At 59.4% G+C, this 24,110-nt stretch carries 20 protein-coding genes and 1 pseudogene; 12 read left to right on the forward strand and 9 right to left on the reverse strand.

Features of this window, described 5'->3' with window-relative positions:
- Positions 1 to 278 precede the first annotated feature (278 nt).
- A complete protein-coding gene (locus KGB25_RS04545; RefSeq protein ID WP_008028493.1) occupies positions 279 to 716 on the reverse strand; it encodes a hypothetical protein in 438 nt (145 codons plus the stop codon).
- 104 nt (positions 717 to 820) lie between these two features.
- Here KGB25_RS04545 and KGB25_RS04550 point away from each other — a divergent pair, with 104 nt between their 5' ends.
- Positions 821 to 1,261, forward strand: coding sequence for a universal stress protein (locus KGB25_RS04550; RefSeq protein WP_008028495.1), 441 nt, complete (start codon positions 821 to 823; stop codon positions 1,259 to 1,261).
- A gap of 190 nt (positions 1,262 to 1,451) precedes the next feature.
- On the opposite strand, the gene KGB25_RS04555 is transcribed toward KGB25_RS04550, so the two are convergent.
- Complete coding sequence (locus tag KGB25_RS04555) at positions 1,452 to 3,371, reverse strand: ATP-binding cassette domain-containing protein (RefSeq protein ID WP_223434361.1); 1,920 nt, start codon at positions 3,369 to 3,371, stop codon at positions 1,452 to 1,454.
- 213 nt (positions 3,372 to 3,584) lie between these two features.
- On the opposite strand from KGB25_RS04555, the gene KGB25_RS04560 reads away from it, so the two are divergent.
- A complete protein-coding gene (locus KGB25_RS04560; protein WP_008037718.1) occupies positions 3,585 to 5,513 on the forward strand; it encodes a transglycosylase SLT domain-containing protein in 1,929 nt (642 codons plus the stop codon).
- 63 nt (positions 5,514 to 5,576) lie between these two features.
- Here KGB25_RS04560 and KGB25_RS04565 read toward each other — a convergent pair whose 3' ends face one another.
- Both KGB25_RS04565 and KGB25_RS04570 read right to left on the reverse strand, forming a co-directional pair.
- Positions 5,577 to 6,611 (reverse strand): Fic family protein, encoded by a 1,035-nt coding sequence (locus tag KGB25_RS04565; RefSeq protein ID WP_223434362.1) that lies wholly within the window; start codon positions 6,609 to 6,611, stop codon positions 5,577 to 5,579.
- 67 nt (positions 6,612 to 6,678) lie between these two features.
- Positions 6,679 to 8,454: an ABC transporter transmembrane domain-containing protein gene (locus KGB25_RS04570; RefSeq protein ID WP_411740531.1), complete on the reverse strand. Its 1,776-nt coding sequence runs from the start codon at positions 8,452 to 8,454 to the stop codon at positions 6,679 to 6,681.
- A gap of 247 nt (positions 8,455 to 8,701) precedes the next feature.
- Here KGB25_RS04570 and KGB25_RS04575 point away from each other — a divergent pair, with 247 nt between their 5' ends.
- The gene (locus tag KGB25_RS04575; protein WP_008037721.1) at positions 8,702 to 8,881 is read left to right on the forward strand and encodes a PA1571 family protein; all 180 of its coding nucleotides are present in this window, start codon (positions 8,702 to 8,704) and stop codon (positions 8,879 to 8,881) included.
- A 191-nt stretch (positions 8,882 to 9,072) separates the two neighbouring features.
- Here KGB25_RS04575 and pdxB read toward each other — a convergent pair whose 3' ends face one another.
- Positions 9,073 to 10,215, reverse strand: a complete 1,143-nt coding sequence (pdxB, locus tag KGB25_RS04580) for a 4-phosphoerythronate dehydrogenase PdxB (RefSeq protein WP_223434364.1) — start codon at positions 10,213 to 10,215, stop codon at positions 9,073 to 9,075.
- Between the two features lie 272 nt (positions 10,216 to 10,487).
- Between pdxB and KGB25_RS04585 the strand changes: the two genes are divergently transcribed.
- The gene (locus KGB25_RS04585; RefSeq protein WP_008037723.1) at positions 10,488 to 11,897 is read left to right on the forward strand and encodes an MATE family efflux transporter; all 1,410 of its coding nucleotides are present in this window, start codon (positions 10,488 to 10,490) and stop codon (positions 11,895 to 11,897) included.
- Positions 11,898 to 11,942: 45 nt separating this feature from the next.
- Here KGB25_RS04585 and tusA read toward each other — a convergent pair whose 3' ends face one another.
- On the reverse strand, positions 11,943 to 12,194 hold the full coding sequence (gene tusA / locus KGB25_RS04590) for a sulfurtransferase TusA (RefSeq protein ID WP_008037724.1): 252 nt from the start codon (positions 12,192 to 12,194) through the stop codon (positions 11,943 to 11,945).
- 175 nt (positions 12,195 to 12,369) lie between these two features.
- Positions 12,370 to 13,443, reverse strand: a complete 1,074-nt coding sequence (rlmM, locus tag KGB25_RS04595) for a 23S rRNA (cytidine(2498)-2'-O)-methyltransferase RlmM (RefSeq protein WP_008028511.1) — start codon at positions 13,441 to 13,443, stop codon at positions 12,370 to 12,372.
- A 222-nt stretch (positions 13,444 to 13,665) separates the two neighbouring features.
- On the opposite strand from rlmM, the gene acnA reads away from it, so the two are divergent.
- From acnA to KGB25_RS04615, 4 genes are all read left to right on the forward strand, one after another.
- Complete coding sequence (gene acnA / locus KGB25_RS04600) at positions 13,666 to 16,407, forward strand: aconitate hydratase AcnA (protein ID WP_223434365.1); 2,742 nt, start codon at positions 13,666 to 13,668, stop codon at positions 16,405 to 16,407.
- A 229-nt stretch (positions 16,408 to 16,636) separates the two neighbouring features.
- Positions 16,637 to 17,428: a CPBP family intramembrane glutamic endopeptidase gene (locus KGB25_RS04605; RefSeq protein WP_223434366.1), complete on the forward strand. Its 792-nt coding sequence runs from the start codon at positions 16,637 to 16,639 to the stop codon at positions 17,426 to 17,428.
- Positions 17,429 to 17,533: 105 nt separating this feature from the next.
- Positions 17,534 to 19,099 carry a methyl-accepting chemotaxis protein gene (locus KGB25_RS04610; RefSeq protein WP_008028517.1) on the forward strand — a complete coding sequence of 522 codons (1,566 nt, stop codon included), beginning with the start codon at positions 17,534 to 17,536 and terminating at the stop codon, positions 19,097 to 19,099.
- A gap of 233 nt (positions 19,100 to 19,332) precedes the next feature.
- Entirely contained in the window at positions 19,333 to 19,794 is a 462-nt protein-coding gene (locus KGB25_RS04615) for a hypothetical protein (RefSeq protein WP_207285072.1), read from the forward strand.
- Positions 19,795 to 19,936: 142 nt separating this feature from the next.
- Here the strand turns inward: KGB25_RS04615 and KGB25_RS04620 are convergent.
- Positions 19,937 to 20,152, reverse strand: a pseudogene (locus tag KGB25_RS04620) (alpha/beta family hydrolase); the annotation flags it as partial.
- Positions 20,153 to 20,337: 185 nt separating this feature from the next.
- On the opposite strand from KGB25_RS04620, the gene KGB25_RS04625 reads away from it, so the two are divergent.
- Positions 20,338 to 20,622 carry a hypothetical protein gene (locus KGB25_RS04625; RefSeq protein ID WP_207285070.1) on the forward strand — a complete coding sequence of 95 codons (285 nt, stop codon included), beginning with the start codon at positions 20,338 to 20,340 and terminating at the stop codon, positions 20,620 to 20,622.
- 83 nt (positions 20,623 to 20,705) lie between these two features.
- On the forward strand, positions 20,706 to 21,173 hold the full coding sequence (locus KGB25_RS04630) for a hypothetical protein (RefSeq protein WP_223434367.1): 468 nt from the start codon (positions 20,706 to 20,708) through the stop codon (positions 21,171 to 21,173).
- A 113-nt stretch (positions 21,174 to 21,286) separates the two neighbouring features.
- Here KGB25_RS04630 and KGB25_RS04635 read toward each other — a convergent pair whose 3' ends face one another.
- Positions 21,287 to 21,973 (reverse strand): alpha/beta family hydrolase, encoded by a 687-nt coding sequence (locus KGB25_RS04635; RefSeq protein ID WP_223434368.1) that lies wholly within the window; start codon positions 21,971 to 21,973, stop codon positions 21,287 to 21,289.
- Between the two features lie 93 nt (positions 21,974 to 22,066).
- On the opposite strand from KGB25_RS04635, the gene ccoN reads away from it, so the two are divergent.
- Both ccoN and ccoO read left to right on the forward strand, forming a co-directional pair.
- Positions 22,067 to 23,491 (forward strand): cytochrome-c oxidase, cbb3-type subunit I, encoded by a 1,425-nt coding sequence (ccoN, locus tag KGB25_RS04640; protein WP_008028521.1) that lies wholly within the window; start codon positions 22,067 to 22,069, stop codon positions 23,489 to 23,491.
- 10 nt (positions 23,492 to 23,501) lie between these two features.
- On the forward strand, positions 23,502 to 24,110 hold the full coding sequence (gene ccoO, locus KGB25_RS04645) for a cytochrome-c oxidase, cbb3-type subunit II (RefSeq protein WP_008028522.1): 609 nt from the start codon (positions 23,502 to 23,504) through the stop codon (positions 24,108 to 24,110).

Consider the following 24,110-nt stretch of genomic DNA (forward strand, 5'->3'; position numbering starts at 1 on the left):
GAATCAATAGTTAGAAAAGTCGCCCTAATTCACGGCAGCCTTTGTTTAACGGGCTACGCTGGGCGGGAGGTTGAGGAAAAAATATGAACGCGTCGGCGAATGCCCGGCGTAAGATCAGCGCACAGCGAATTACCGGCCTGCCTGGCCAACTCCAGCCCGATGTTGAATGTCGGGCTTTTTATTGCTTGGACAATCGTAGGAGCGAGGCTTGCCCGCGAAAGCGGTGTGTCAGGTTGGACGCCTTCGCGGGCAAGCCTCGCTCCTACTAGGGGTCCGGGTCAGGCGAGGGCTTTGAGGGTTGCATCGATTTGTTGCAAAACTGTCGCTTCGCCCTTTTCGCCCCAGTACAACGTGATCATCTGCTTGTCCGCTTCGACCTTGTAGACGTTGGCCGGCAACTTTTCGAAATGAATCAGCAATGCCGGATCCTCGCAGACCTCCTGCCATTGATTCACCCATACGCCCGGCGACTTTTGCCAGTAACTCCAGCAAGCAGGCTGATTGCCGCGACGCGGTCGATGGTACTGCGCGCAAGGGCTCGGCGGTTCCTGGCTCAGCCAGTGCGGCCACTCCTGAGGCGCCAGCTGCATGGCCAGCCCGATACGCCGCGCCTCCATGCGCAGGGCCATGCGGCCGCTCTGCCCACGGGACGGACGCAACCACGCCAGCGGACTGAGAACCACCAACAGGATTGACACCACTATCCAGACCGTCATATCTGTACTCCCGATTCTTGATGAGCGCTTTGAGTCACTTTGAAAACACTGCGCTTGAAACCAGCCATACTTACCAATATTGCAATCCTCAGGAGGAGCACCTCATGCCCTACAACCACATTCTGGTCGCTGTAGACCTGACCGAAGAGTGCGACCCTGTCATCCACCGAGCTCGCGAACTGTCGGTGAGCAACGGCGCGAAACTGTCCCTGGTGCACATTGTCGAACCGATGGCCATGGCCTTTGGCGGCGACGTGCCGATGGACCTTTCCCAGTTGCAGCAGCAACAGTTCGATCAGGCCAAGGAACGTCTTGACCGGCTGATCGTGAAGTACCCGGAACTCTCCAAAGAGTACAGCCACCTGACCTACGGCCAGCCACGCCAGGAGATTCATCACCTGGCCAAAGAGCAGACCTGCGACCTGATCGTGGTGGGCAGCCATGGCCGGCATGGCTTGGCATTGCTGCTGGGCTCCACCGCCAATGACGTACTGCACGGCGCACCTTGCGACGTACTTGCCGTGCGCCTGCAAAACAAAAGCTGATAACACCTTCCCAATGTGGGAGTGAGCCTGCTCGCGATTACGGTGCAACAGTCGACGATTCGTTGAATGTCCAACTGCAATCGCGAGCAGGCTCGCTCCCACAGGGGCCTTGCGATAACTCCAGATTGTGTTGCATACGAAAAGCCCGGCGTTCATCACTGAGCGCCGGGCTTTTTTATTGCAGGATCAATCAGGCATCCAGCTCGGCCCAACGCTCGACCATCACGTCGAGCTCAGCCTGCAACTGCTCCAACTGAGCGATCACCGCGGCCGTCTCGGCAGCAAGACGCTGATAGAAGCCAGCATCGGCCATTTGGGCCTCAACGACGGCGATCTGCTGTTCCATGGCTTCGATCTGGCTCGGCAACATTTCCAGCTCACGCTGCAACTTGTAGCTGAGTTTCTTCTTCGCCACCGGCGCTTCGACCGCTGCCGCCACCGGTGCAGGCTCAGCCGTCACGACCGCCGACGTCAGGTCGGCCTTGCCGGACTTGCTCTCGGTCACGCCCAGCAGGCGCGGCGAACCGCCCTGACGCAGCCAGTCCTGATAACCACCGACGTATTCGCGAACCTTGCCTTCACCTTCGAAGACCAGTGTGCTGGTGACCACGTTGTCGAGGAATGCCCGGTCGTGGCTGACCATCAGCACGGTGCCGTTGAAGGTCAGCAGGACCTCTTCCAGCAGTTCGAGTGTTTCCACGTCGAGGTCGTTGGTCGGTTCGTCGAGGACCAGCAGGTTGGCCGGCTTGCTGAACAGTTTCGCCAGCAACAGACGCGCACGCTCACCACCTGACAGCGCCTTGACCGGCGTGCGGGCACGCTGCGGGCTGAACAGGAAGTCGCCGAGGTAACTCAGCACGTGACGGCTCTGACCATCGATGTCGATGAAGTCGCGACCTTCGGCCACGTTGTCGATCACGGTCTTTTCCAGGTCCAGCTGATGGCGCAACTGGTCGAAGTACGCCACGTCGATGCGCGTGCCCTCTTCCACTTTGCCGCTGGTCGGTTGCAGACCGCTGAGCATCAGCTTCAGCAGCGTGGTCTTGCCGGTACCGTTGGCGCCGAGCAGGCCGATACGGTCGCCGCGCGTCAGGACCATCGAGAAATCCTTGATCAGGAACGGACCGCCCGGGTGAGCGAAACTCACGTTCTCGAGGACCATCACCTGCTTGCCGGACTTGTCAGCGGTGTCCAGCTGAATGTTGGCCTTGCCGGTGCGTTCACGACGCTCGCTACGTTCAACGCGCAATGCTTTCAGGGCGCGGACGCGGCCTTCGTTACGGGTGCGACGGGCCTTGATGCCCTGGCGGATCCAGACTTCTTCCTGGGCCAGTTTCTTGTCGAACAACGCGTTGGCGGTGGCCTCGGCGGCCAGTTCGGCTTCTTTGTGCACCAGGAAACTGGCGTAGTCGCCATTCCAGTCGATCAGGCCACCGCGATCCAGTTCAAGAATGCGGGTCGCGAGGTTTTGCAGGAAGGAACGGTCGTGCGTGATGAACAGCACGGCGCCCTGGAAATCCTTCAGCGCTTCTTCGAGCCAGGCAATCGCACCGATATCCAGGTGGTTGGTTGGTTCGTCGAGCAGCAGCAGATCGGGCTCGGACACCAGCGCCTGCGCCAGCAGGACGCGACGACGCCAGCCGCCGGACAATTCGGCGAGGGTCTTGTCGGCCGGCAGTTGCAGGCGGCTGAGGGTGCTGTCGACCAGGGTTTGCAAACGCCAGCCGTCGCGGGCTTCGAGGTCGTGCTGGACGTGCATCAGCTTGTCCAGGTCGGCGTCGGTGACGATGTTCTGGCTCAGGTGGTGATACTCGGCAAGCAGTGCACCGACACCGTCCAGGCCTTCAGCCACTACGTCGAACACAGTCCGCTCGTCGGCTACCGGCAATTCTTGCGGCAATTCGCCAATCTTGAGGCCGGGTGCGCGCCACACGGAGCCGTCGTCAGGCTTCTGGTCGCCCTTGACGAGCTTCATCATGCTGGACTTGCCAGTGCCGTTGCGGCCGATGATGCACACCCGCTCACCACGGGCGATCTGCCAGGACACCTTGTCCAACAACGGCATAGCGCCGAAAGCAAGGGACACATCGCTGAATTTGAGCAGGGTCATGAGCTTCTCCAAAAACCGGGCGCGCATTCTACCTGACTTGAGGCTTCAGAAGGCCGGCAATTTCACCTTCGGGGCACTCTGCATGACAAATGTTGCGAACTGATGCTGACAGGCCCGCAAAGCTTTCGCCGGTTGCTGGCAAAAGGCTAAGCTACAGATTATTCAGTGCGGGCATGCCTCGCACTTGTCATGATTTCTCTGCCCGGACGTCTCATGCGCAGTCGCCTTTTCAGTCTTTTATCCTGCTTTCTTCTCTCTGCCGCTGCCGTTCAAACTGCCCAGGCGGTGGACCTGTCCACCCAACGCCAGTATTACGATGAAGCCAAGCGCGCCCTGGCCAAGGGTGATACCGGCCCGTACTTCCGTTACAGCAAGGCGCTCAGCGACTACCCGCTGGAGCCGTACCTGGCCTATGACGAACTGACCGCACGCCTGAAAACGGCGAGCAACGCCGAGATCGAAAAATTCCTCGCCGAACACGGTGACTTGCCGCAAGCCAACTGGATGAAATTGCGCTGGTTGCGCTGGCTGGCCGATCGCGGCGAATGGGCGACTTTCGTCAAGTACTACGATCCCAAGCTGAATTTCACCGAACTGGACTGCCTGAACGCGCAGTACCAGATCGGGCACAACCTGAAATCCGAAGGCTACGCCAACGCCAACAAGCTCTGGCTGACTGGCAAATCCCTGCCTGCGGCGTGCGACGGTTTGTTCGGGGTCTGGGCTGCCGAAGGCCAACTGACCGAACAGAAACGTTGGGAACGCACCAAGCTTGCCGCCCAGGCGCGCAACTATCCGCTGGCCAACAGCCTGGTCAACGGCCTGACCACCCTCGCCCCTCGCGGCCGTTTACTGGTGGACGTGGCGCAGAAACCCGAACTGCTCAACCAGCCGTCGCGTTTCACACCGGCCGACGAACCGATGTCCGACATTGTCAGCCTCGGCCTGCGCCGCCTGGCCAAGCAAGACCCGGACAAGGCCATGGCGTTGCTCGACGGTTACGCCAGCAGCATGCATTTCTCCCGTGACGAAAAAGTCGCGATCGCCCGGGAAATCGGCCTGACCCTCGCTCGCCGTTTCGACAGTCGCGCGCTGGACGTGATGACCAAGTACGACCCGGAATTGCGTGACAACACCGTGTCCGAGTGGCGCTTGCGCCTGCTGCTGCGCCTGGCCCGCTGGGACGATGCCTATCAGTTGACCCGCCGTTTGCCCCAGGACCTGGCGACCACCAATCGCTGGCGTTACTGGCAGGCCCGCAGCCTGGAACTGGCGCAACCGCAGAACCCGGAGGCGCAGACGCTTTATAAAGGCCTCGCTCGTGAACGTGACTTCTACGGTTTCCTCGCTGCCGACCGTTCGCAACTGCCTTACTCGCTGAACAACAAGCCGCTGGTATTGAGCCAGGCGCTGATCAACAAGGTTCGCAACACGCCGGGCGTTCGTCGCGCCCTGGAATTCCATGCGCGCGGGCAGATCGTCGATGGGCGTCGCGAGTGGTATCACGTCAGCCGTCACTTCAACCGTGACGAAATGGTCGCCCAGGCCAAACTGGCCTACGACCTGAAATGGTATTTCCCGGCGATTCGCACCATCAGCCAGGCGCAGTATTGGGACGATCTGGACATCCGCTTCCCGATGGCCCACCGCGAAACCCTCGTGCGTGAAGCCAAGGTTCGCGGCCTGCATTCGAGCTGGGTATTCGCCATTACCCGCCAGGAAAGCGCGTTCATGGCCGACGCCCGCTCAGGCGTAGGCGCCAGCGGCCTGATGCAACTGATGCCGGGCACCGCCAAGGAAACCGCACGCAAGTTCAGCATCCCATTGGCCTCGCCACAGCAGGTGTTCGATCCGGACAAGAACATCCAGCTCGGCGCCGCGTACCTCAGCCAGGTGCACAGCCAATTCAACGGCAACCGCGTCCTCGCCTCCGCCGCCTACAACGCCGGCCCGGGGCGCGTGCGTCAGTGGCTGCGCGGTGCGGATCACCTGAGCTTCGACGTCTGGGTGGAAAGCATTCCGTTCGACGAAACCCGCCAGTACGTGCAAAACGTGCTGTCGTACTCGGTGATCTACGGCCAGAAGCTCAACTCGCCACAGCCGTTGGTGGATTGGCATGAGCGGTATTTTGATGATCAATAAGCCTGTCTGAGGCGAAAACGAAAATGCCCGCATTGAGAAATGCGGGCATTTTTTATGGCGCATCTACCTGGATCTGCACCGTGCTGCAACAAGCTCGCCCTGCGCGGTCAAGCGGTAGCGTTGCACCGGGCTACGGGGAGAATCGGGATCAGTCATCTCAATCAAGCCTTCTACCAATGCAGGTTTGAGGTAGTTGGCCCGAAATGTCGCCTTGTGAGCCAATCCGAGCTCGGCCATCAGATCGTTAACCTTCACAGGAGCGCTTCCGCAAAGAGCACGAAGCAGTTTCGCTACTTGGTCGGTTACTTGGTCGGTTACTTGGTCGGTTACCGGCTCGGTTCTAACCGCCTCATCAAGCGCAAGGCTCAACGCTTGCAGCATGAACTCGACAAAAGGCGTCGACTCGGCCATTTGGTCGGCTGCCGATAACGCCGCGTAATAAGCATCCTGCTGCTCTCGAATCACGGCTTCGACCGGCAGATAAGCCAACACCGGGCGCCACCGACTGAGAATCAATGTCTGCCAAAGACGCCCCATACGTCCATTGCCGTCGGCGAAGGGATGGATGAACTCGAATTCATAGTGGAAGACACAACTGATAATCAACGGATGCCAATCAGAATCGCCGAGCCACGCCAGCAAATCATCCATCAAATGCGTAATGCGGCTCGGTGGCGGTGCCATATGAACCAATTTCTCGCCACGGTAAATGCCCACACCGGCTCGGCGAAACTGCCCACAGTCGTCAATCAAGCCGCCCATCAGTAACTCATGCGCCCGAAGCAGATCAACACGACTACTCGGCTGCCAATCCGGCATGGCTTCGTAAGCCGTGAAGGCATTACGCACCTCCTGGATTTCCCGAGGCAATCCCAGCACTCGCTGCCCTGCCAAAACAGCAGTCACTTGCTCGATGCTCAGGGTATTGTTCTCGATCGCCAATGAAGCCTGAATCGTGCGAATCCGATTACCCCGCCGCAGTTGAGGCGTCTGCCGTCGATCATCCACAGCCGAAAGTTGACCGATCCGCTCACTGATTTCGGCAATCAACGTGAGCATCTTAGTGGTCAGGGTCAACGGTGGTTGATAACGGCTCATATCCTCATCCATGCTCCCACTGAGCTCGACATAATGCCCGAACCCGGCAGTATTCAGCAGCGTTCATTCATGCCGCTTCATGCCCGTCGTTGAACTGCAACGCCGCCAACCGCGCATACAGCGCATTGCTCGCAATCAGCTCTTGGTGCGTGCCCACCGCCACCAGTTTCCCCTGGTCCATCACTGCAATCCGGTCGGCGTTTTTAACCGTGGCCAGTCGATGAGCGATGACCAGGGTGGTGCGGTTTTTCATCAGGCTGGGCAGGGCTTGCTGGATCAGGTGTTCGCTTTGGGCGTCGAGGGCGCTGGTGGCTTCGTCGAGCAGCAGGATGGGCGCATCCACCAGCAGCGCTCGGGCGATGGCCAGGCGTTGGCGCTGGCCGCCGGACAAACCGAGGCCTGCGTCGCCCAAATGAGTCTGATAACCGTGGGGCATCGCCTCGATAAAGTCATGGGCGTAGGCGATTTTCGCCGCTTCCTGAACCTGTTCCAGCGTCGCTGTCGGGTTACCGTAGCGGATGTTCTCTTCGATGCTGCCGAAGAACAGCGCCGGGGATTGGGAAACCAGCGCGAAACAACGGCGCAAGTCCAATGGATCGAGTTGAGTCAGCGGCACGCCGTCGAGCAGGATGCGCCCTTCGGCAGGATCGTAAAAACGCAACAGCAGGTCGTACACCGTCGATTTTCCAGCACCGGACGGCCCGACCAGCGCGAGGGTTTCGCCCGCCTTGATGGTCAGATTCAAGCCATCGACGGCGTAGCTTTCCGGGCGCGACGGGTAGGAAAAACGCACGTCCTGCAGAACGAGATTGCCCGTCACCCGCTCGGGCAACGTCACCAGGCCAGTCGCCGGTGGCTGGATGATGTTTTCCGAGCGCAGCAGTTCGGCAATCCGCTCGGCAGCGCCGGCGGCGCGCTGCAACTCACCAATGACTTCACTCAACGTGCCGAATGCGCTGCCGACAATCAGGCTGTAAAAGACGAACGCCGCCAGCTCCCCCGCCGAAATTCGCCCAGCCATCACGTCCATGCCGCCCACCCAGAGCATCACGCCGACTGCCCCCAGCACCAGCACGATCACCAGGGTGATCAGCCAGGCCCGCTGGAAAATCCGTTTGCATGCCGTGTTGAACGCCTCTTCCACGGTCACGGCAAAACGCTGTTCGTCCTGGGTCTGGTGGTTGTAGGCCTGCACGGTTTTGATCTGGCCCAGGGTTTCGGAAACATAACTGCCGATATCGGCAATCCGGTCCTGACTCAGGCGCGACAGGCTGCGTACCCGGCGACCGAAAATCAGGATCGGCGCAATCACCAGCGGCAAAGCCACAACGACGATGCTGGTGAGTTTGGGGTTGGTGATAAACAGCAACACAATCCCGCCGATCACCATCAGCAGATTACGCAGGAACAGGGACAGCGATGAGCCGATCACTGATTGCAGCAGCGTGGTATCGGCGGTCAACCGCGACTGGATTTCGGAGCTGCGGTTGTCTTCGTAAAACCCGGGATGCAGATAAACCAGATGGTTGAACACCTGACGGCGGATGTCGGCGACCACGCGCTCACCGATCCACGACACCAGGTAGAAACGCGCGAAGGTGCCAACCGCCAGGCCAATCACCAGCAACATGAACAAACCAATCGTCTGGTTGAGCAGGTGCGGGGACTGGGTCATGAACCCCTGGTCCACCAGCAGGCGAATCCCCTGCCCCATGGACAAGGTAATGCCGGCCGTGACGACCAGCGCGAGCAAGGCGCCGAAGGCCTGCCAACGATAGGGCGCGAGAAAAAGACTGGTCAGGCGAATCGCGCGGCGGTGACGGGCAGAGAGCATCGGGTTCATCCAGTTACGCAATTGATAGGGCCAGCCTGACGGTTCAATGGGGTTGAACGCTGTAAATCACAATGAGTCAGGTTAATTATGACCGCGATGACTAGGTCCTAGACGCTATTGGTCTAAAGTCCGGGTGGCAACGTCTGGGTATTTCTGGTGGACTGGTGTTGCCGCTCTGGAAAGATCGCAGGGAGTTGTCATAGCCCGGTCACCTGACGGTTCTACAGTAAGCACACACCTGAAGAGGAGACAGGCCATGTCCTTGCAAAATAGCAGCGATGACAAGATTCAAGTGATCCGCACACAGCCAGATCAGTCTCTGGGTTGCTCAATCATTGACGAAAAAGGCCGCGAAGTACCGATCACTGAGGGCATGATCCAGGACGCTTGCCGCGAACTGGAAAAGCGATTGGTCAAGCCTGCCAAACAAGATTGATATAGCCCCGTCTTCTTGACCCGGCCCTGATGGCCGGGTTTTTTGTGGGTGTTGATCCGGAATTGTGGTGTGACCATTCGCGGGCAAGTCGGGATGCCGCACCACTCGCTCCTACAGCGATCGGCGCCATTTTCAACATTACGCCTAACCTGTAGGAGCGAGGCTTGCCCGCGAATGGACCAACTCGGTTTTCAGACAGCCGATGCGCCCAAAGCCGCCACAATCTTCAGCAACTCAGGCGAATCCCCCTCAATCCGCACCTGCAACCCGTCAATCTCGCGCCGCGATGGATAATTCTTGCGCAGCGCATCAAACGCCGCGCGCTGCTCACTCACACTGCCCACAAGACTACGGCGGAAATCCGCGTCGTCGCGGCGCGGGTCGTACACGCCACGGCACATCATCGCCAGCGCCCAGGCAGGATCGCTCTCAGCGTTCAAGGTCACCTGCGACAACCACGGTGCAGGCAGCAAATCGCTCAAGCGGACCTGCGCCGGTTGCCCGAGAAAATCGCAGTAGGCCTGGTAGATCTGCGCCGTCCCGCGTTGCTTGCCGTCGAGGCTGTAACCGGCAATGTGCGGCGTGGCCAGCACGCAGAGCTCGGCCAGTGCCACATCGACCTCAGGCTCGCCCTCCCAGACATCCAGCACCGCTTGCAGGTCTTCGCGTTGCAGCAGCACCTCGCACAGGGCGGCGTTGTCCACCACCGGGCCACGGCTGGCATTGATCAGCCAGGCACCGGGCTTGAGCTGGTTCAAACGGTTTTGGTCGAACAAATGCCAGGTTGATCCGGCCCCGTGTTTCTTCAACGGTGTGTGCAGGCTGATGACATCGCACTGTTCGATGATCTGCTCAAGGCTGACGAAATCGCCCCCTTCAGCAGCTTGCCGTGGCGGATCGCAGACCAGCACGTTCCAGCCCAGCCCTTGCAGCACCTTGACCAACCGCCCGCCCACTTCGCCGGCACCGACCACACCGTACGTGCGCCGGGTGAGATCGGCGCCTTCGATTTCGGCGAGGGTCAGCAAACTGCCCAGCACGTAGTCGACCACGCCACGAGCATTGCAGCCGGGGGCGCTGGACCAGGTGATGCCGGCTTGCTGAAAGTAATCGAGGTCGAGGTGATCGGTGCCGATGGTGCAGGTGCCGACGAAGCGCACCTTGCTGCCTTCGAGCAACCCGCGATTGACGTTGGTCACCGAGCGCACCAGTAGCACATCGGCCTGCTCGACGGTGGCGCGGTCGATTGAACGTCCCGGCACCCGGCGGATTTCGCCGAAACCTTCGAAGAAGGCATCGAGCAGCGGAATATTTTCGTCGGCAACAATCAGCATGGCAGGCTCCTTTGGCGGATCGGCAGTGTAGGCGCAGATGACACTTCACGCCTAGCACACACAATTTGTAGGAGCGAGCCTGCTCGCGAAAAACGCACGAGCACTGCGGTGATTCAGGCAGCCCTCGTCATCGTTGACGTCCATCGCGAGCAGGCTCGCTCCTACAGGTTTTTGTGTGATTACAAATGGGTAACACAGGACTTTTCCTGACCGTTGCGTCAACGCGTAGAATGCGCCGCCTCGCGCATCAAAACCTTTTGGACGTTTTGCCTTTGAATTCCGTGACTGACCGCCCCGCCGCCATTTCCCTCAACCGCCCCGCCCGGGTTCGCCTCGAGCTGAAGAACCTGCTCGGCCTGGCATTGCCGATCATGATCGCGCAACTGGCCACCACGGCGATGGGCTTCGTCGATGCGGTGATGGCCGGTCGCGTCGGGCCACGGGATCTGGCGGCGGTGGCGTTGGGCAACTCGATCTGGGTCCCGGTGTTTCTGTTGATGACCGGCACGCTGCTGGCCACCACACCGAAAGTCGCCCAGCGCTTTGGTGCCGGCACCCACAGCGAGATCGGCCCGATCGTGCGTCAGGCGTTGTGGCTGGCGCTGGTGGTGGGCGTGATGGCAACCGGCATGCTGTTCAGCGCCGAACCGATTTTGCACCTGATGAAGGTCGATCCCGAGCTGATCGGCCCGTGCATGCAATACCTGCACGGCATCGCCAGCGGACTGCCCGCCGTCGCGCTCTACCATGTGTTGCGCTGTTTCAGTGACGGCCTGGGACGCACGCGCCCGGCGATGGTCCTGGGGTTGTGCGGGCTCGCGCTGAACATTCCGCTGAACTATGTCTTCATTTATGGCCACTTCGGTGTGCCGGCCATGGGTGGCGTCGGTTGTGGCTGGGCCACGGCGATTGTGATGTGGGTGATGGCGCTGGGCATGGCCGGCTGGGAACGCTGGGCGCCGGCGTATCAGTCGAGCCAGTTGTTCAGCCGTTTCGACTGGCCACAATGGGCGGTGATCAAACGCCTGCTGAGCATCGGCTTGCCGATCGGCATCGCGGTGTTTGCCGAATCGAGCATCTTCGCGGTGATTGCCCTGCTGATCGGCAGCCTCGGCGCCACGGTGGTGGCCGGGCACCAGATTGCCCTGAATGTCAGCTCGCTGGTGTTCATGATCCCTTACTCCCTGGGCATGGCTGTGACCGTGCGCGTCGGTCAGGCACTGGGACGTGAAGAGCCGCGCGAGGCGCGTTTTGCCGCGGGTGTCGGCATGGGCACCGCGCTGGCCTACGCCTGCCTGTCGGCGAGCATGATGTTGCTGATGCGCGAGCACATCGCAGCGATCTACACCGCAGACCCGACGGTGATCCATATCGCGGCGATGCTGATTGTGTACTCGGCGCTGTTCCAGTTTTCCGACGCCATCCAGGTGACTGCGGCCGGCGCCCTGCGCGGTTTTCAGGACACTCGGGTGACGATGATCCTTACCCTGTTCGCCTACTGGGGCATCGGCTTGCCGGTGGGTTACGCCCTCGGCCTGACCGACTGGTTCGGCGAACCCCGAGGCCCGAGCGGGCTGTGGCAGGGTTTGATCGTCGGCCTGAGCTGCGCGGCGCTGATGCTGTCGATTCGCCTGACGCGCAGTGCACGCAAGCGGATCCGCATGAGCCATTCGATGGGTTGACCGCACAAAAAAGGCCTGCAAATGCAGGCCTTTTTTTCGAATCGATTAATCCGATTTCTTGCGAATCCAGTACAGGTAAGTGCCGGCCTCTTCATGCTGCGCGATCAGCTCGTGGTCGAGGAACACGCAGAACTTGGGAATGTCGCGACGGGTCGACGGGTCGGTGGCGATCACCTTGAGCAGGCCGCCGGGCGCCAGGTCACGGATGTGCTGGTGCAGCATCATCACCGGTTCCGGGCAGTTGAGGCCGGTGGCGTCGAGGGTGCCGTCTACCGGCGTATCAAGCATTTCACTCATGATTCACTCCTGAAACTGGCCGGCATTGTCGCGCATTGCCGGGTGTTCGGTCATCTGTGGCATGACGCCATCCCTGTAGGAGCCGGCTTGCTGGCGATCCAGACACCGCGGTGATTCAGATACACCGCGTAACGCGCTATCGCCAGCAAGCCGGCTCCTACACGGGTTGTGTACATCAGCGGGACTTTGGTTTCTTCACGTCCAGGCGGCGCAGGTGGCACGTCACTTCTTCGCGATCGTGATACAGCTGCTTGCAGCCGATCTCGACGCGAATCCCGCGCTCCTTGAAACCGTCGGCAATGCGCTCCAGCAAGCGTTTCACTTCGGCGTAACGCTGCTTCATCGGCAGCTTGAGGTTGACCACCGCTTCGCGGCAATGCCCTTCGCCAATCCACTCTTCCAGCATCGCCGCGTTGCGTGCCGGTTTCTCCACGATATCGCAGACCATCCAGTCCACCGGCTGCCGTGGCTTGAAGGTGAAACCGTCGGCCATCAAATGCTGCACCAGACCAGTGTCCATCAGGCTTTCAGCCATCGGGCCATTGTCGATGGCGGTCACCAGCATGCCACGATTGACCAGTTGCCAGGTCCAGCCGCCCGGCGCCGCGCCGAGGTCGACGCCGGTCATGTCGCTGTGCAGACGCTCGTCCCACTGATCGCGCGGGATGAAATGGTGCCACGCCTCTTCCAGCTTCAACGTCGAACGGCTCGGCGCCTCGCGCGGAAACTTCAGGCGTGGAATGCCCATCGGCCACATGGCCGAGTTGTTCGACTCGGCCAGCCCCATGAACACTTCGCGGCCACTCTTGAACGTCAGCAGCAATCGCGGCTTGTTCGCGTCTTCCACCAGTTTGCCGGCCGCCATCAGCGCCTTGCGCAGGTGCACTTCGAACTTCTTGCAGAAGTTCGACAGCTCTTTGCCGTCGTTGGTGTCGACCATTTCCAGCCACAGGCTGCCGCACAGCGGGAAGTCGGCCATGTGCGCGAGGATCACGCTGATACGGTCGGTTTCCGGCAGGTCGATGAAAATCCCCCGCGCCCATTGGCGCGGGAAGATCAGATCGGCGAAACGCTGACCGCGCATCAGGCGCTCGGCGCCGTCTTCTTCGGTGCAGATGAATTCGGCGCAGGCGCTGGCGGTTTTTGCCTTGGCATAACCGGCCACGTTCAGCCGTGCGGCGTGTTCGGAAATCTCGGAACAGACTTCGCCTTCGAAGCCCGGCCGGCAATGCATAAAGAGGGTGTTCATTCTTACTCCTGGGCAGTTGGCGAAGAATTCAGCCACTGCGCGATGCCCAGACTTGCGTTGAAGCAAAGCCTGTCACGAAAACCGGCGCATGATAGCCGAGTTCGGAACCTCGGACTTGCCCATAGAGTCCGGTTATTAGCTTTAACGTTCAAACGGGGCTAGGTTGAAAGCTCTGTCCGTCCCCTCAGTCCGTAGCCGTGCGGACTTTAAGGAGTGATCGTAATGCCGTCCCTCGATAGCCTGAAAACCCTTAAAACCCTGCAAGTCGACGACAAGACCTACCATTACTTCAGTCTGCCCGATGCCGCGAAGAGCCTCGGTGATCTCGACAAGCTACCGATGTCGTTGAAAGTGCTGCTGGAAAACCTGCTGCGCTGGGAAGACGAAAAAACCGTCACCGGCGCCGACCTGCGAGCGATTGCCGCCTGGCTCAAGGAGCGTCGCTCCGACCGCGAGATCCAGTACCGCCCCGCCCGCGTCTTGATGCAAGACTTTACCGGCGTTCCCGCCGTGGTCGACCTGGCCGCCATGCGCGCCGCCATGGCCAAGGCCGGCGGCGACCCGCAGCGGATCAATCCACTGTCGCCGGTGGACTTGGTGATCGACCACTCGGTGATGGTCGACAAGTTCGGCAGCGCCAGCGCCTTCGAACAGAACGTCGACATTGAAATGCAGCGCAACGGCGAGCGTTACGCCTTTCTGCGCTGGGGTCAGAGTGCCTTCGACAACTTCAGCGTGGTGCCGCCGGGCACCGGGATTTGCCATCAGGTGAACCTCGAATACCTCGGCCGCACGGTCTGGACCAAGGATGAAGACGGCCGCACCTACGCGTTCCCCGACACGCTGGTCGGCACCGATTCCCACACCACCATGATCAACGGCCTCGGCGTGCTCGGCTGGGGTGTCGGCGGGATCGAAGCGGAAGCGGCGATGCTCGGCCAACCGGTGTCGATGCTCATTCCAGAAGTGATCGGCTTCAAACTCACCGGCAAATTGAAGGAAGGCATCACCGCCACCGACCTGGTGCTGACCGTGACCCAGATGCTGCGCAAGAAAGGTGTGGTCGGCAAATTCGTCGAGTTCTACGGCGACGGTCTCGCCGACCTGCCGCTGGCCGACCGCGCGACCATCGCCAACATGGCCCCGGAATATGGCGCCACCTGCGGCTTTTTCCCGGTGGATGACATCACTCTGGATTATCTGCGCCTGTCCGGTCGTCCACTTGAAACGGTGAAACTGGTCGAGGCCTACAGCAAGGCGCAAGGCCTGTGGCGCCAGCCAGGCAAGGAGCCGGTGTTCACCGACAGCCTGGCGCTGGACATGCGCAGCGTCGAAGCCAGCCTCGCCGGGCCGAAACGCCCACAGGACAGGGTGTCGTTGCCGAATGTCGCGCAAGCATTCAGTGACTTCACCGACCTGCAATTCAAACCTGCCAGCAAGGAAGAAGGTCGCCTCGAAAGTGAAGGCGGCGGTGGCGTTGCGGTGGGCAATGCCGACTTGGCCGGTGAAGCCGACTACGATTTTGAAGGTCAAACCTATCGCTTGAAAAACGGCGCGGTGGTCATCGCCGCAATCACCTCCTGCACCAACACCTCCAATCCGAGCGTGATGATGGCCGCCGGCCTGGTGGCGAAGAAAGCCGTGGAAAAAGGCCTCAAACGCAAACCGTGGGTGAAAAGCTCGCTCGCTCCCGGTTCCAAAGTGGTGACCGACTACTACAAGGCGGCCGGGCTGACGCAATACCTGGATCAACTCGGTTTTGATCTGGTCGGTTATGGCTGCACCACCTGCATCGGCAACTCCGGGCCGTTGCCGGAGCCGATCGAAAAAGCCATCCAGAAAGCCGACCTGACCGTCGCTTCGGTGCTGTCGGGCAACCGCAACTTCGAAGGCCGCGTGCATCCGCTGGTGAAAACCAACTGGCTGGCCTCACCGCCGCTGGTCGTCGCGTTTGCGCTGGCCGGCACGGTGCGCATAGATATCAGCAGCGAACCACTGGGCGATGACAAGGATGGCAACCCGGTTTACTTGCGGGACATCTGGCCAAGCACCCAAGAAATCGCCGACGCGGTGAATCAGGTCAACACCGCGATGTTCCACAAGGAATACGCCGAAGTGTTTGCCGGCGACGAGCAATGGCAGGCGATTGAAGTGCCGCAAGCGGCGACCTATGTCTGGCAGGACGATTCGACTTACATCCAGCACCCACCGTTTTTCGACGACATCGGCGGACCGCCGCCCGTGGTCAAGGACGTCGCGGGCGCACGGGTCCTTGCGCTGCTCGGCGACTCGGTGACCACCGACCACATCTCCCCCGCCGGCAACATCAAGACCGAGAGCCCCGCCGGCCATTACCTGCGCGATAAAGGTGTGGAGCCTCGGGATTTCAACTCCTACGGCTCCCGTCGCGGCAACCATGAAGTGATGATGCGCGGCACCTTTGCCAACATCCGCATTCGCAACGAGATGCTCGGCGGCGAGGAAGGCGGCAATACCCTTTACATTCCTACCGGGGAAAAACTGGCGATCTACGATGCAGCCATGCGTTACCAAGCCTCGGGCACGCCGCTGGTGGTGATTGCCGGGCAAGAATACGGCACCGGTTCGAGCCGCGACTGGGCGGCCAAGGGCACCAATCTGTTGGGCGTGAAAGCGGTCATCGCCGAAAGCTTCGAGCGGATTCACCGCTCCAATCTGGTCGGCATGGGCGTGCTGCCCTTGCAGTTCAAGCTGGATCAGAACCGCAAGAGCCTCAATCTGACCGGCAAGGAGACCCTGGACATTCAGGGCCTGAGCGGCGTCGAGCTGACGCCGCGAATGAACCTGACGCTGATCATCACCCGTGAAAACGGCAGCCGCGAGAAGATCGAGGTGTTGTGCCGGATCGATACGCTGAATGAAGTCGAGTACTTCAAGTCAGGGGGGATTTTGCATTACGTGTTGCGGCAGTTGATTGCGTCGTAAGTGTTTGCAGAAAAAGACACCGCCTTCGGGCGGTGTTTTTGTTTGCGGACACGCCTCTATAATCGCCGCGCTTTTATAGCCCCACACAAGACCACTGTGGGAGCGAGCCTGCTCGCGATGGGGCCGTAACATCCAATATCAGTGCCGCCTGACACTCCGCCATCGCGAGCAAGCTTGCTCCTGCAGTGGACCGAGGCGCCCCGCAGAATTTCGAACACAAGGACTTCAGATGTTTGCTTTGCCATGGACCTTCCTGGCCCTGCTCTCCCTCGGTTATGCCATGGCACTTTCCTATGGCAATCTCGGCTGGCTGGCGCTTATCTCGGTCGCATTACTGTTGATCGCCGGTTTCGCCGTGCGTCAGCAACAGCTCCGGATCGGCCATTACCTCGGTCACGGCCTGTTCATTTTCATGGCGCTGGCATTGGCGATGCACTGGCTCCCCGGCTTCTACAACGGTCGAGGTATCAATCCGCATCGTATTACCGACGATGCCGTACCGTTTGCGCTATACCTGAATCTGGACAAACCGCTGATTGGTTTCTGGCTGTTGCTGGTCTGCCCGTGGATTGTCGGCCGGCATTCGCTGCGGCTTTCCATTCCCGCCGCGCTGCTGGGGCTGACACTGAGCAGCGTGCTGGCATTGGGAGGCGCGCTGTTGTTGGGTGTGATCAGTTGGGCCCCCAAATGGCCTGATCAGGCCTGGCTGTGGCTGTTCAACAACCTGTTGCTGGTGACGCTGGTGGAAGAAGCGCTGTTTCGCGGCTACCTTCAGGGCGGCCTCAGCCGGTACTTTAAACACCTGCCTTATGGTGAAAACCTGGCGCTGCTGCTCGCCTCGCTGTTGTTTGGCCTGGTGCATGCGGGCGCTGGCTGGCAATGGGTGTTGCTGGCGAGTCTGGCAGGTGTCGGCTATGGTCTGGCCTACCGTTTCGGCGGGTTAGGTGCGGCCATTGCCACGCATTTCGGTTTGAACCTGCTGCATTTCAGCCTGTTCACCTATCCGATGCTGGCGGGCTGACGCAACGGTCGTTTTGCGACGCGCCGCTGATTATTGAAAAATATTCTTCAATAAATCCCTGACGGTGCCGACAACCTCTCAAAGCCTTGCGGATTGAAAAAAGCCATGCGTAACAACCAGCCCATTACACAACGCGAACGGACCTTCCCGGCTCAGCAACGGTTGATCTCCACCACCGATGCCAAGGGCGTGATCACCTACTGCAACGACGCTTTCGTCGAAATCAGTGGGTATTCCCGCGAGGAACTGATCCGTGCACCGCATAACCTGGTTCGTCACCCCGACGTACCGGCCGCGGTGTTCGCGCACATGTGGGGCACATTGAAACAAGGCTTGCCATGGATGGGCATTGTCAAGAATCGCTGCAAGACCGGTGACCACTACTGGGTTAACGCCTACGTCACACCGGTGTTCGATGGCAACCAGGTGATCGGTTACGAGTCGGTGCGGGTCAAACCCACCGCCGAGCAGATCCAGCGTGCCGAAGCGCTCTACCAACGCATCAACCAGGGCAAGTCAGCGATTCCTTCCACCGATAAATGGCTGCCGGTCCTGCAGGACTGGTTGCCGTTCATTCTGGTCAGCCAGCTGAGCTTCATGATCGGTGCCACGCTCAACTCCCAATGGGGTTTTGCCCTGGCCGCCGGTCTTTCGGTGCCATTGGGCCTGCTGGGGTTGAGCTGGCAACAGCGCGGCCTCAAGCGCTTGCTGCGCCTGGCCGAGCAGACCACCTCCGACCCGCTGATCGCGCAGATGTACACCGACAGCCGTGGTGCCCAGGCGCGTCTGGAGATGTCGATCCTCAGCCAGGAAGCCCGCCTGAAAACCTGCCTGACCCGTCTGCAGGACACCGCCGAGCACCTGAGCGACCAGGCGAAACAGTCCGACACACTGGCTCACAGCAGCTCCACCGGCCTGGAACGTCAGCGCGTCGAAACCGAGCAGGTGGCCACCGCCGTCAATCAGATGGCCGCCACCACCCAGGAAGTCGCCAGCCACGTGCAACGCACGGCGGACGCGACTCAAGAAGCCAATCGCCTGACCGGGCGCGGCCGTGACATCGCCGGGGAAACCCGCGAAGCCATTCAGCGCCTGTCGGAGGTGGTCGGCGAAACCGGCCTGACCGTGACGCAACTGGCCAAGGACAGCGATGAAATCGGCGGCGTGGTCGACGTAATCAAAGGCATCGCCGACCAGACCAACCTGCTGGCGTTGAACGCCGCCATCGAAGCGGCGCGTGCCGGCGAGATGGGTCGCGGCTTTGCGGTGGTTGCCGACGAAGTTCGCCAATTGGCGCAACGCACCAGCGAATCCACCGGGCAGATTCACGCCCTGATCGCCAAGCTCCAGCAAACCGCCAGCACCGCCGTGCAAACCATGGAATCCGGGCATCGCCAGGCGGAAGAAGGTGTGGCGCGGGTACTCGAAGCGGATCAGGCACTGGTCGGGATCAGCGAAGCGGTGGCACACATCACCGACATGACCACCCAGATCGCGGCCGCGACCGAAGAGCAAAGCTCGGTGGCCGAAGAAATCAGCCGCAACATCAGCAACATCTCGCAACTGGCCGACCAGACGTCGGAACAGGCGCAGCACTCGGCGTTGTTGAGTGAAGAGCTGACCAAGACCGCGAATACCCAGTATTCGTTGGTGGAGCGGTTTAACCGCTGATTGATGCTGGAAAAACAAAACCCGGACGGTGAAAGCCTCCGGGTTTTTTATTGCCTGATGAAAGTCAAAAATCGACAGCGCGCATTTGGCCGCCACTGCGCGAAACTCAGCTGAAAGTACGCACCCAACTGTCAGTTATGACAGTAGACACGCCAGTACGGTGGGGTAGCATTTAAATGCCGTTACACCCGGCATTTACTTCCTTCGACTTTAAACAGAAAAGGATTTTTTCGATGAGTGCTTTTCCTATTTTTTTCCCGGACGACCATAAAAGTCAGGCAGCTGGTAACGATTTTCACTGGAGATTCACAGGGGAACCGATCTACGCTGAATCTACTTTATTTACGGCGTTTCGTGGCGGACCTGGTATCGACAATTGGGTTTTCCAAGGTTCTACCGGCAAGACTGAAGACGGTACGTTCTTCGCGCTTCAATTCTCAGTGCCTTATGAGGGTGAAGACCTGCTAGAGAAAACCTACAAGATTGGGGATGGGCAGTGGTTTTACGTATTCCATATCCATTCAGTTCCCCCCGCACCTAACTTCACATCCACCCTGGCAGACAAGGCGGAACTTACTATCAGGCTCGATCCAGCCAAGGGGACAGTGCATGGCGATTTCAATGCAATTTTTTATAGCGGGGGCTATCGAATGAATCCGATAGGCACATTCGATTTGAAAAGAGCCGACCAATAACACATGAAGCAGGAAGGCAAAAGTGCCGATCCAAGAACGATGGCTCTCATGACCTCTTCGTGATCAGGCTCCTCGCACGTTTTTGTTGAGCGCACATGTGTGTGTGCGTGGCAAAACTTCAGAGCACCTGCTCGCGATGAGGTCATTTCTGTAAGGAATGACCTCGCTGAAGAAACTCAGCCACCCTCCCCACCGCAGCCGCCAAATGCTGCTCATGCGTAAACCCCGAAACCTTCAACGGCTTCAAATCATGATCCCCCGCCGGCAGCCACATCACCTCGATAGCCGGCGATAACACATATCCCTCGATAGCTTCCCGATTGCCCAGCGTATCTCGCTCGCCCTGCACGATCAGCGACGACGATAGTTGCGGCGGCACCCGACTCCAGCTTGATGGCTGGCGCTGCGATACTGCCTACATTAAGCCGATTGTCTGTGGATACTCAAAGCCGCAGCATCCTGCGCCTGTAACGAACCGCCGACGAGTGCCAGGCTCCGACCACTAAGTTGCGCACCCTCCGCACTGGCGCCGCAGGTTTGAACATGAGAGTTATTGAATTCGACCTGACCACCGCGCTCGACCAAGACACCATGCGAACCTTCGCCGAAGGTTTCAACCAAGCACTAATGTCGGTCTATTTGAAGAATAGTCGAACTCAAAATGCTCTGGACGCGGAGTACAGCGAGGAGCTAGACGTTGGTGTGGAAGCAATGGCTTGCCAAGCTCATGAATACGGAATACCTGTCCTGATCGAATGTGCCAAACGGCTAAAAACTACTAGCACAAATAAAAGCCACCGCATAGCTGACAACTATGACAGTAGCTAAAAAAATACTATTCATTAAACTCTGGATCGCGTTATCACGATTGGCACCATGAACAAAAATCTTAATCACTAAAGAGGCTACTCATGAACAATCCTGACATACTCATGCTGAGTAACGATCATAATTCCATGCCAGATGACGAATTCAAATGGAAAGATCGGAACATAGAAACAAAAGCCCAAGCAACAAAATTTTATCAAACCGAGCTCAATAGTGGCCTTGTCTGGGTTTTCAAGGGGGCTACAGGAAGTCCCGACAACGAGGACTACTTTGATTACGACATGTGGATTCCTCATTTCGACAAGGAACCACTGAAGCGCACTTATAATTTGAACGATGGGTTAATTATCAGACACACACATTCATTACCTGGGACTCCAGACCACATTAAATACAAATCTGTACACGCAGACGAAGGCACTTTGGAAATCGAAATCGATGTGGAAAAAGGACACGTCGTAGGATGTTTTAGCGCTAAATTCAAGACCAACTATGACCTGGAACCAAAAGGCAGTTTCGAAATGACTGAATGGCGTCCTGTGAAAGAATGATCTGTTTCACGATTAACGGATTTAGCCCTCTATCAAGATCAGTACGGCACAGAGCCCAGTTGAATACATCATGGGCTTTGTGCAATACGTCCCGACCTACTGAAACCAAAACTTCAACGGATAAGCTCGGATGCCTTTTGCGCCGCAGCCGCCAAATGCTGCTCATGCGTAAACCCCGAAACCTTCAACGGCTTCAAATCATGATCCCCCGCCACCAGCCAGAACACTTCGATACTCGGCGACAACGCATAAGCCTCGACCGCCTCACGATTCCCCAACGCATCGCGCTCGCCCTGGACAATCAGCGTCCGGGTCTTCAGCGCAGCCAGATGCTCGACCCGTGGCTTCTCCGGTTTGCCTACGGCATAGAACGGATAGCCGAGGCACACCAACGCATCGGCTTCGAGCTCATCGGCCAATAGACTGGCCATCCGCCCGCCCATGGACTTGCCGCCAATGGCCAGACGGCCAGTGACATGGCGTCGCACCACGGCGTACACCTCACGCCAGCATTCCAGCAGTTTCGGCGCAGGGTTCGGGGGACGCTTGCCGCCATCGACACGTCGTTGTGCCATGTAGGGGAACTCGAAGCGCAACACGTTGACGCCCTGCGCAGCAAGGCGCGCGGCCATGTCGTTCATCCAGGCGCTGTCCATCGGCGCCCCGGCGCCATGCGCAAGAATCAGCGTCACAGGTTCACCCGAAACCGTTGAAGCGGCTTCATTCCACAGCCATCCATGCTCCCGCACACACTGCGCCCATTGATCCCCGTCAATACTGGCCTTGTGCTCTTTGTCCATGCTTGCCTCGCTTTTAGTCTGCCTATAACTCCAGGCGAAGGGAGCGTCTGCCTTGCGCGAACGCCCTTTCGGCTGAACCGTGGATGGGGAACCATGAACACTTCTATCAGTACCGCCTACAACTACAAGGTGGTCCGCCAATTCGCCATTATGACGGTGGTGTGGGGCATCGTCGGCATGGGGCTCGGGGTTTTTCTCGCGGCTCAATTGGTCTGGCCCGAACTCAACTTCAATTTGCCGTGGACCAGTTTCGGCCGCTTGCGCCCGCTGCACACCAACGCGGTGATCTTCGCGTTCGGCGGTTGCGCCCTGTTCGCCAGTTCGTTCTATTCGGTGCAACGCACCTGCCAGACGCAACTGTTTGCACCGAAAATCGCCGCGTTCTGCTTCTGGGGCTGGCAACTGGTGATTCTGCTGGCGGCGATCAGCCTGCCGCTGGGTTACACCAGTTCCAAGGAATACGCCGAGCTGGAATGGCCGATCGACATCCTGATCACCATCGTCTGGGTCGCCTACGCCATCGTGTTTTTCGGCACGCTGGCCAAGCGCAAGACCAAGCACATCTATGTGGGCAACTGGTTCTTCGGTGGTTTCATCATCACCGTGGCGATTTTGCACATCGTCAACAACCTTGAGCTGCCGGTGAGTTTCACCAAGTCCTACTCGCTGTACGCCGGTGCGACCGATGCCATGGTGCAGTGGTGGTACGGCCACAACGCCGTAGGCTTTTTCCTCACCGCCGGTTTCCTCGGGATGATGTATTACTTCGTGCCGAAACAGGCCGAGCGTCCGGTGTATTCCTATCGCCTGTCGATCGTGCACTTCTGGGCGCTGATCACCCTGTATATCTGGGCCGGTCCGCACCACTTGCACTACACCGCGCTGCCGGACTGGGCGCAGTCGCTGGGCATGGTGATGTCGCTGATCCTGCTGGCGCCAAGCTGGGGCGGCATGATCAACGGCATGATGACGCTCTCCGGTGCCTGGCATAAGTTGCGCAGTGACCCGATCCTGCGCTTCCTCGTGGTCTCGCTCGCGTTCTACGGCATGTCGACCTTCGAAGGGCCGATGATGGCGATCAAGACCGTGAACGCCCTCTCCCACTACACCGACTGGACCATCGGCCACGTACACGCCGGCGCACTCGGCTGGGTGGCGATGATTTCCATCGGCGCGCTGTACCACATGATCCCGAAAATCTTCGGTCGCCCGCAGATGCACAGCATCGGCCTGATCAACGCGCACTTCTGGCTGGCCACTATCGGCACCGTGCTGTACATCGCCTCGATGTGGGTCAACGGCATCGCCCAGGGCCTGATGTGGCGCGCAGTCAACGAAGACGGCACGCTGACCTACTCCTTCGTCGAAACCCTGGTGGCCAGCCACCCAGGCTTCATCGTGCGACTGGTGGGCGGTGCGATCTTCCTCAGCGGCATGTTCCTGATGGCTTACAACACCTGGCGCACCGTGCGGGCCTCGCAGCCTGCCGAAGTCGCCGCTGCCGCGCAGATGGCCTGAGGAGTCCGAGATGAAACACGAAACAATCGAAAAAAACGTCGGCCTGCTGATGCTGCTGATGGTCCTGGCCGTGAGCATCGGCGGTCTGACGCAGATCGTCCCGCTGTTCTTCCAGGACGTGACCAATAAACCGGTGGAAGGCATGAAGCCCTACACCGCGTTGCAACTGGAAGGTCGCGACATTTACATCCGCGAAGGCTGCGTCGGTTGCCACTCGCAGATGATCCGGCCGTTCCGCGCCGAGACCGAGCGTTACGGTCACTACTCGGTGGCCGGGGAAAGCGTCTGGGATCACCCGTTCCTGTGGGGTTCCAAGCGTACCGGTCCGGACCTGGCCCGTGTCGGCGGCCGCTACTCCGAAGACTGGCACCGCGCGCACTTGTACAACCCGCGCAACGTGGTGCCGGAATCGAAGATGCCGGCCTATCCATGGCTGGTGGCCAATCAGCTCGACAGCAGCCACACCGAAACCAAGATCAAGGCGATGCGCACCCTCGGCGTGCCGTACACCGATGCCGACATCGCAGGCTCGGTCGAATCGCTCAAGGGCAAGACCGAAATGGACGCGCTGGTCGCCTACCTGCAAGTGCTCGGCACTGCCATCAAGAGCAAGAGGTGA

This window comes from Pseudomonas sp. BF-RE-21 (assembly GCF_019947305.1).
Lineage (GTDB): Bacteria > Pseudomonadota > Gammaproteobacteria > Pseudomonadales > Pseudomonadaceae > Aquipseudomonas > Aquipseudomonas migulae.

Bases quoted from the DNA above. Each gene is read 5' to 3' on its own strand.
- KGB25_RS04545 (WP_008028493.1), bottom strand. From the start codon at position 716: ATGACGGTCTGGATAGTGGTGTCAATCCTGTTGGTGGTTCTCAGTCCG.
- KGB25_RS04550 (WP_008028495.1), top strand. From the start codon at position 821: ATGCCCTACAACCACATTCTGGTCGCTGTAGACCTGACCGAAGAGTGC.
- KGB25_RS04555 (WP_223434361.1), bottom strand. From the start codon at position 3,371: ATGACCCTGCTCAAATTCAGCGATGTGTCCCTTGCTTTCGGCGCTATG.
- KGB25_RS04560 (WP_008037718.1), top strand. From the start codon at position 3,585: ATGCGCAGTCGCCTTTTCAGTCTTTTATCCTGCTTTCTTCTCTCTGCC.
- KGB25_RS04565 (WP_223434362.1), bottom strand. From the start codon at position 6,611: ATGAGCCGTTATCAACCACCGTTGACCCTGACCACTAAGATGCTCACG.
- KGB25_RS04570 (WP_411740531.1), bottom strand. From the start codon at position 8,454: ATGAACCCGATGCTCTCTGCCCGTCACCGCCGCGCGATTCGCCTGACC.
- KGB25_RS04575 (WP_008037721.1), top strand. From the start codon at position 8,702: ATGTCCTTGCAAAATAGCAGCGATGACAAGATTCAAGTGATCCGCACA.
- pdxB (WP_223434364.1), bottom strand. From the start codon at position 10,215: ATGCTGATTGTTGCCGACGAAAATATTCCGCTGCTCGATGCCTTCTTC.
- tusA (WP_008037724.1), bottom strand. From the start codon at position 12,194: ATGAGTGAAATGCTTGATACGCCGGTAGACGGCACCCTCGACGCCACC.
- rlmM (WP_008028511.1), bottom strand. From the start codon at position 13,443: ATGAACACCCTCTTTATGCATTGCCGGCCGGGCTTCGAAGGCGAAGTC.
- acnA (WP_223434365.1), top strand. From the start codon at position 13,666: ATGCCGTCCCTCGATAGCCTGAAAACCCTTAAAACCCTGCAAGTCGAC.
- KGB25_RS04605 (WP_223434366.1), top strand. From the start codon at position 16,637: ATGTTTGCTTTGCCATGGACCTTCCTGGCCCTGCTCTCCCTCGGTTAT.
- KGB25_RS04610 (WP_008028517.1), top strand. From the start codon at position 17,534: ATGCGTAACAACCAGCCCATTACACAACGCGAACGGACCTTCCCGGCT.
- KGB25_RS04615 (WP_207285072.1), top strand. From the start codon at position 19,333: ATGAGTGCTTTTCCTATTTTTTTCCCGGACGACCATAAAAGTCAGGCA.
- KGB25_RS04625 (WP_207285070.1), top strand. From the start codon at position 20,338: ATGAGAGTTATTGAATTCGACCTGACCACCGCGCTCGACCAAGACACC.
- KGB25_RS04630 (WP_223434367.1), top strand. From the start codon at position 20,706: ATGAACAATCCTGACATACTCATGCTGAGTAACGATCATAATTCCATG.
- KGB25_RS04635 (WP_223434368.1), bottom strand. From the start codon at position 21,973: ATGGACAAAGAGCACAAGGCCAGTATTGACGGGGATCAATGGGCGCAG.
- ccoN (WP_008028521.1), top strand. From the start codon at position 22,067: ATGAACACTTCTATCAGTACCGCCTACAACTACAAGGTGGTCCGCCAA.
- ccoO (WP_008028522.1), top strand. From the start codon at position 23,502: ATGAAACACGAAACAATCGAAAAAAACGTCGGCCTGCTGATGCTGCTG.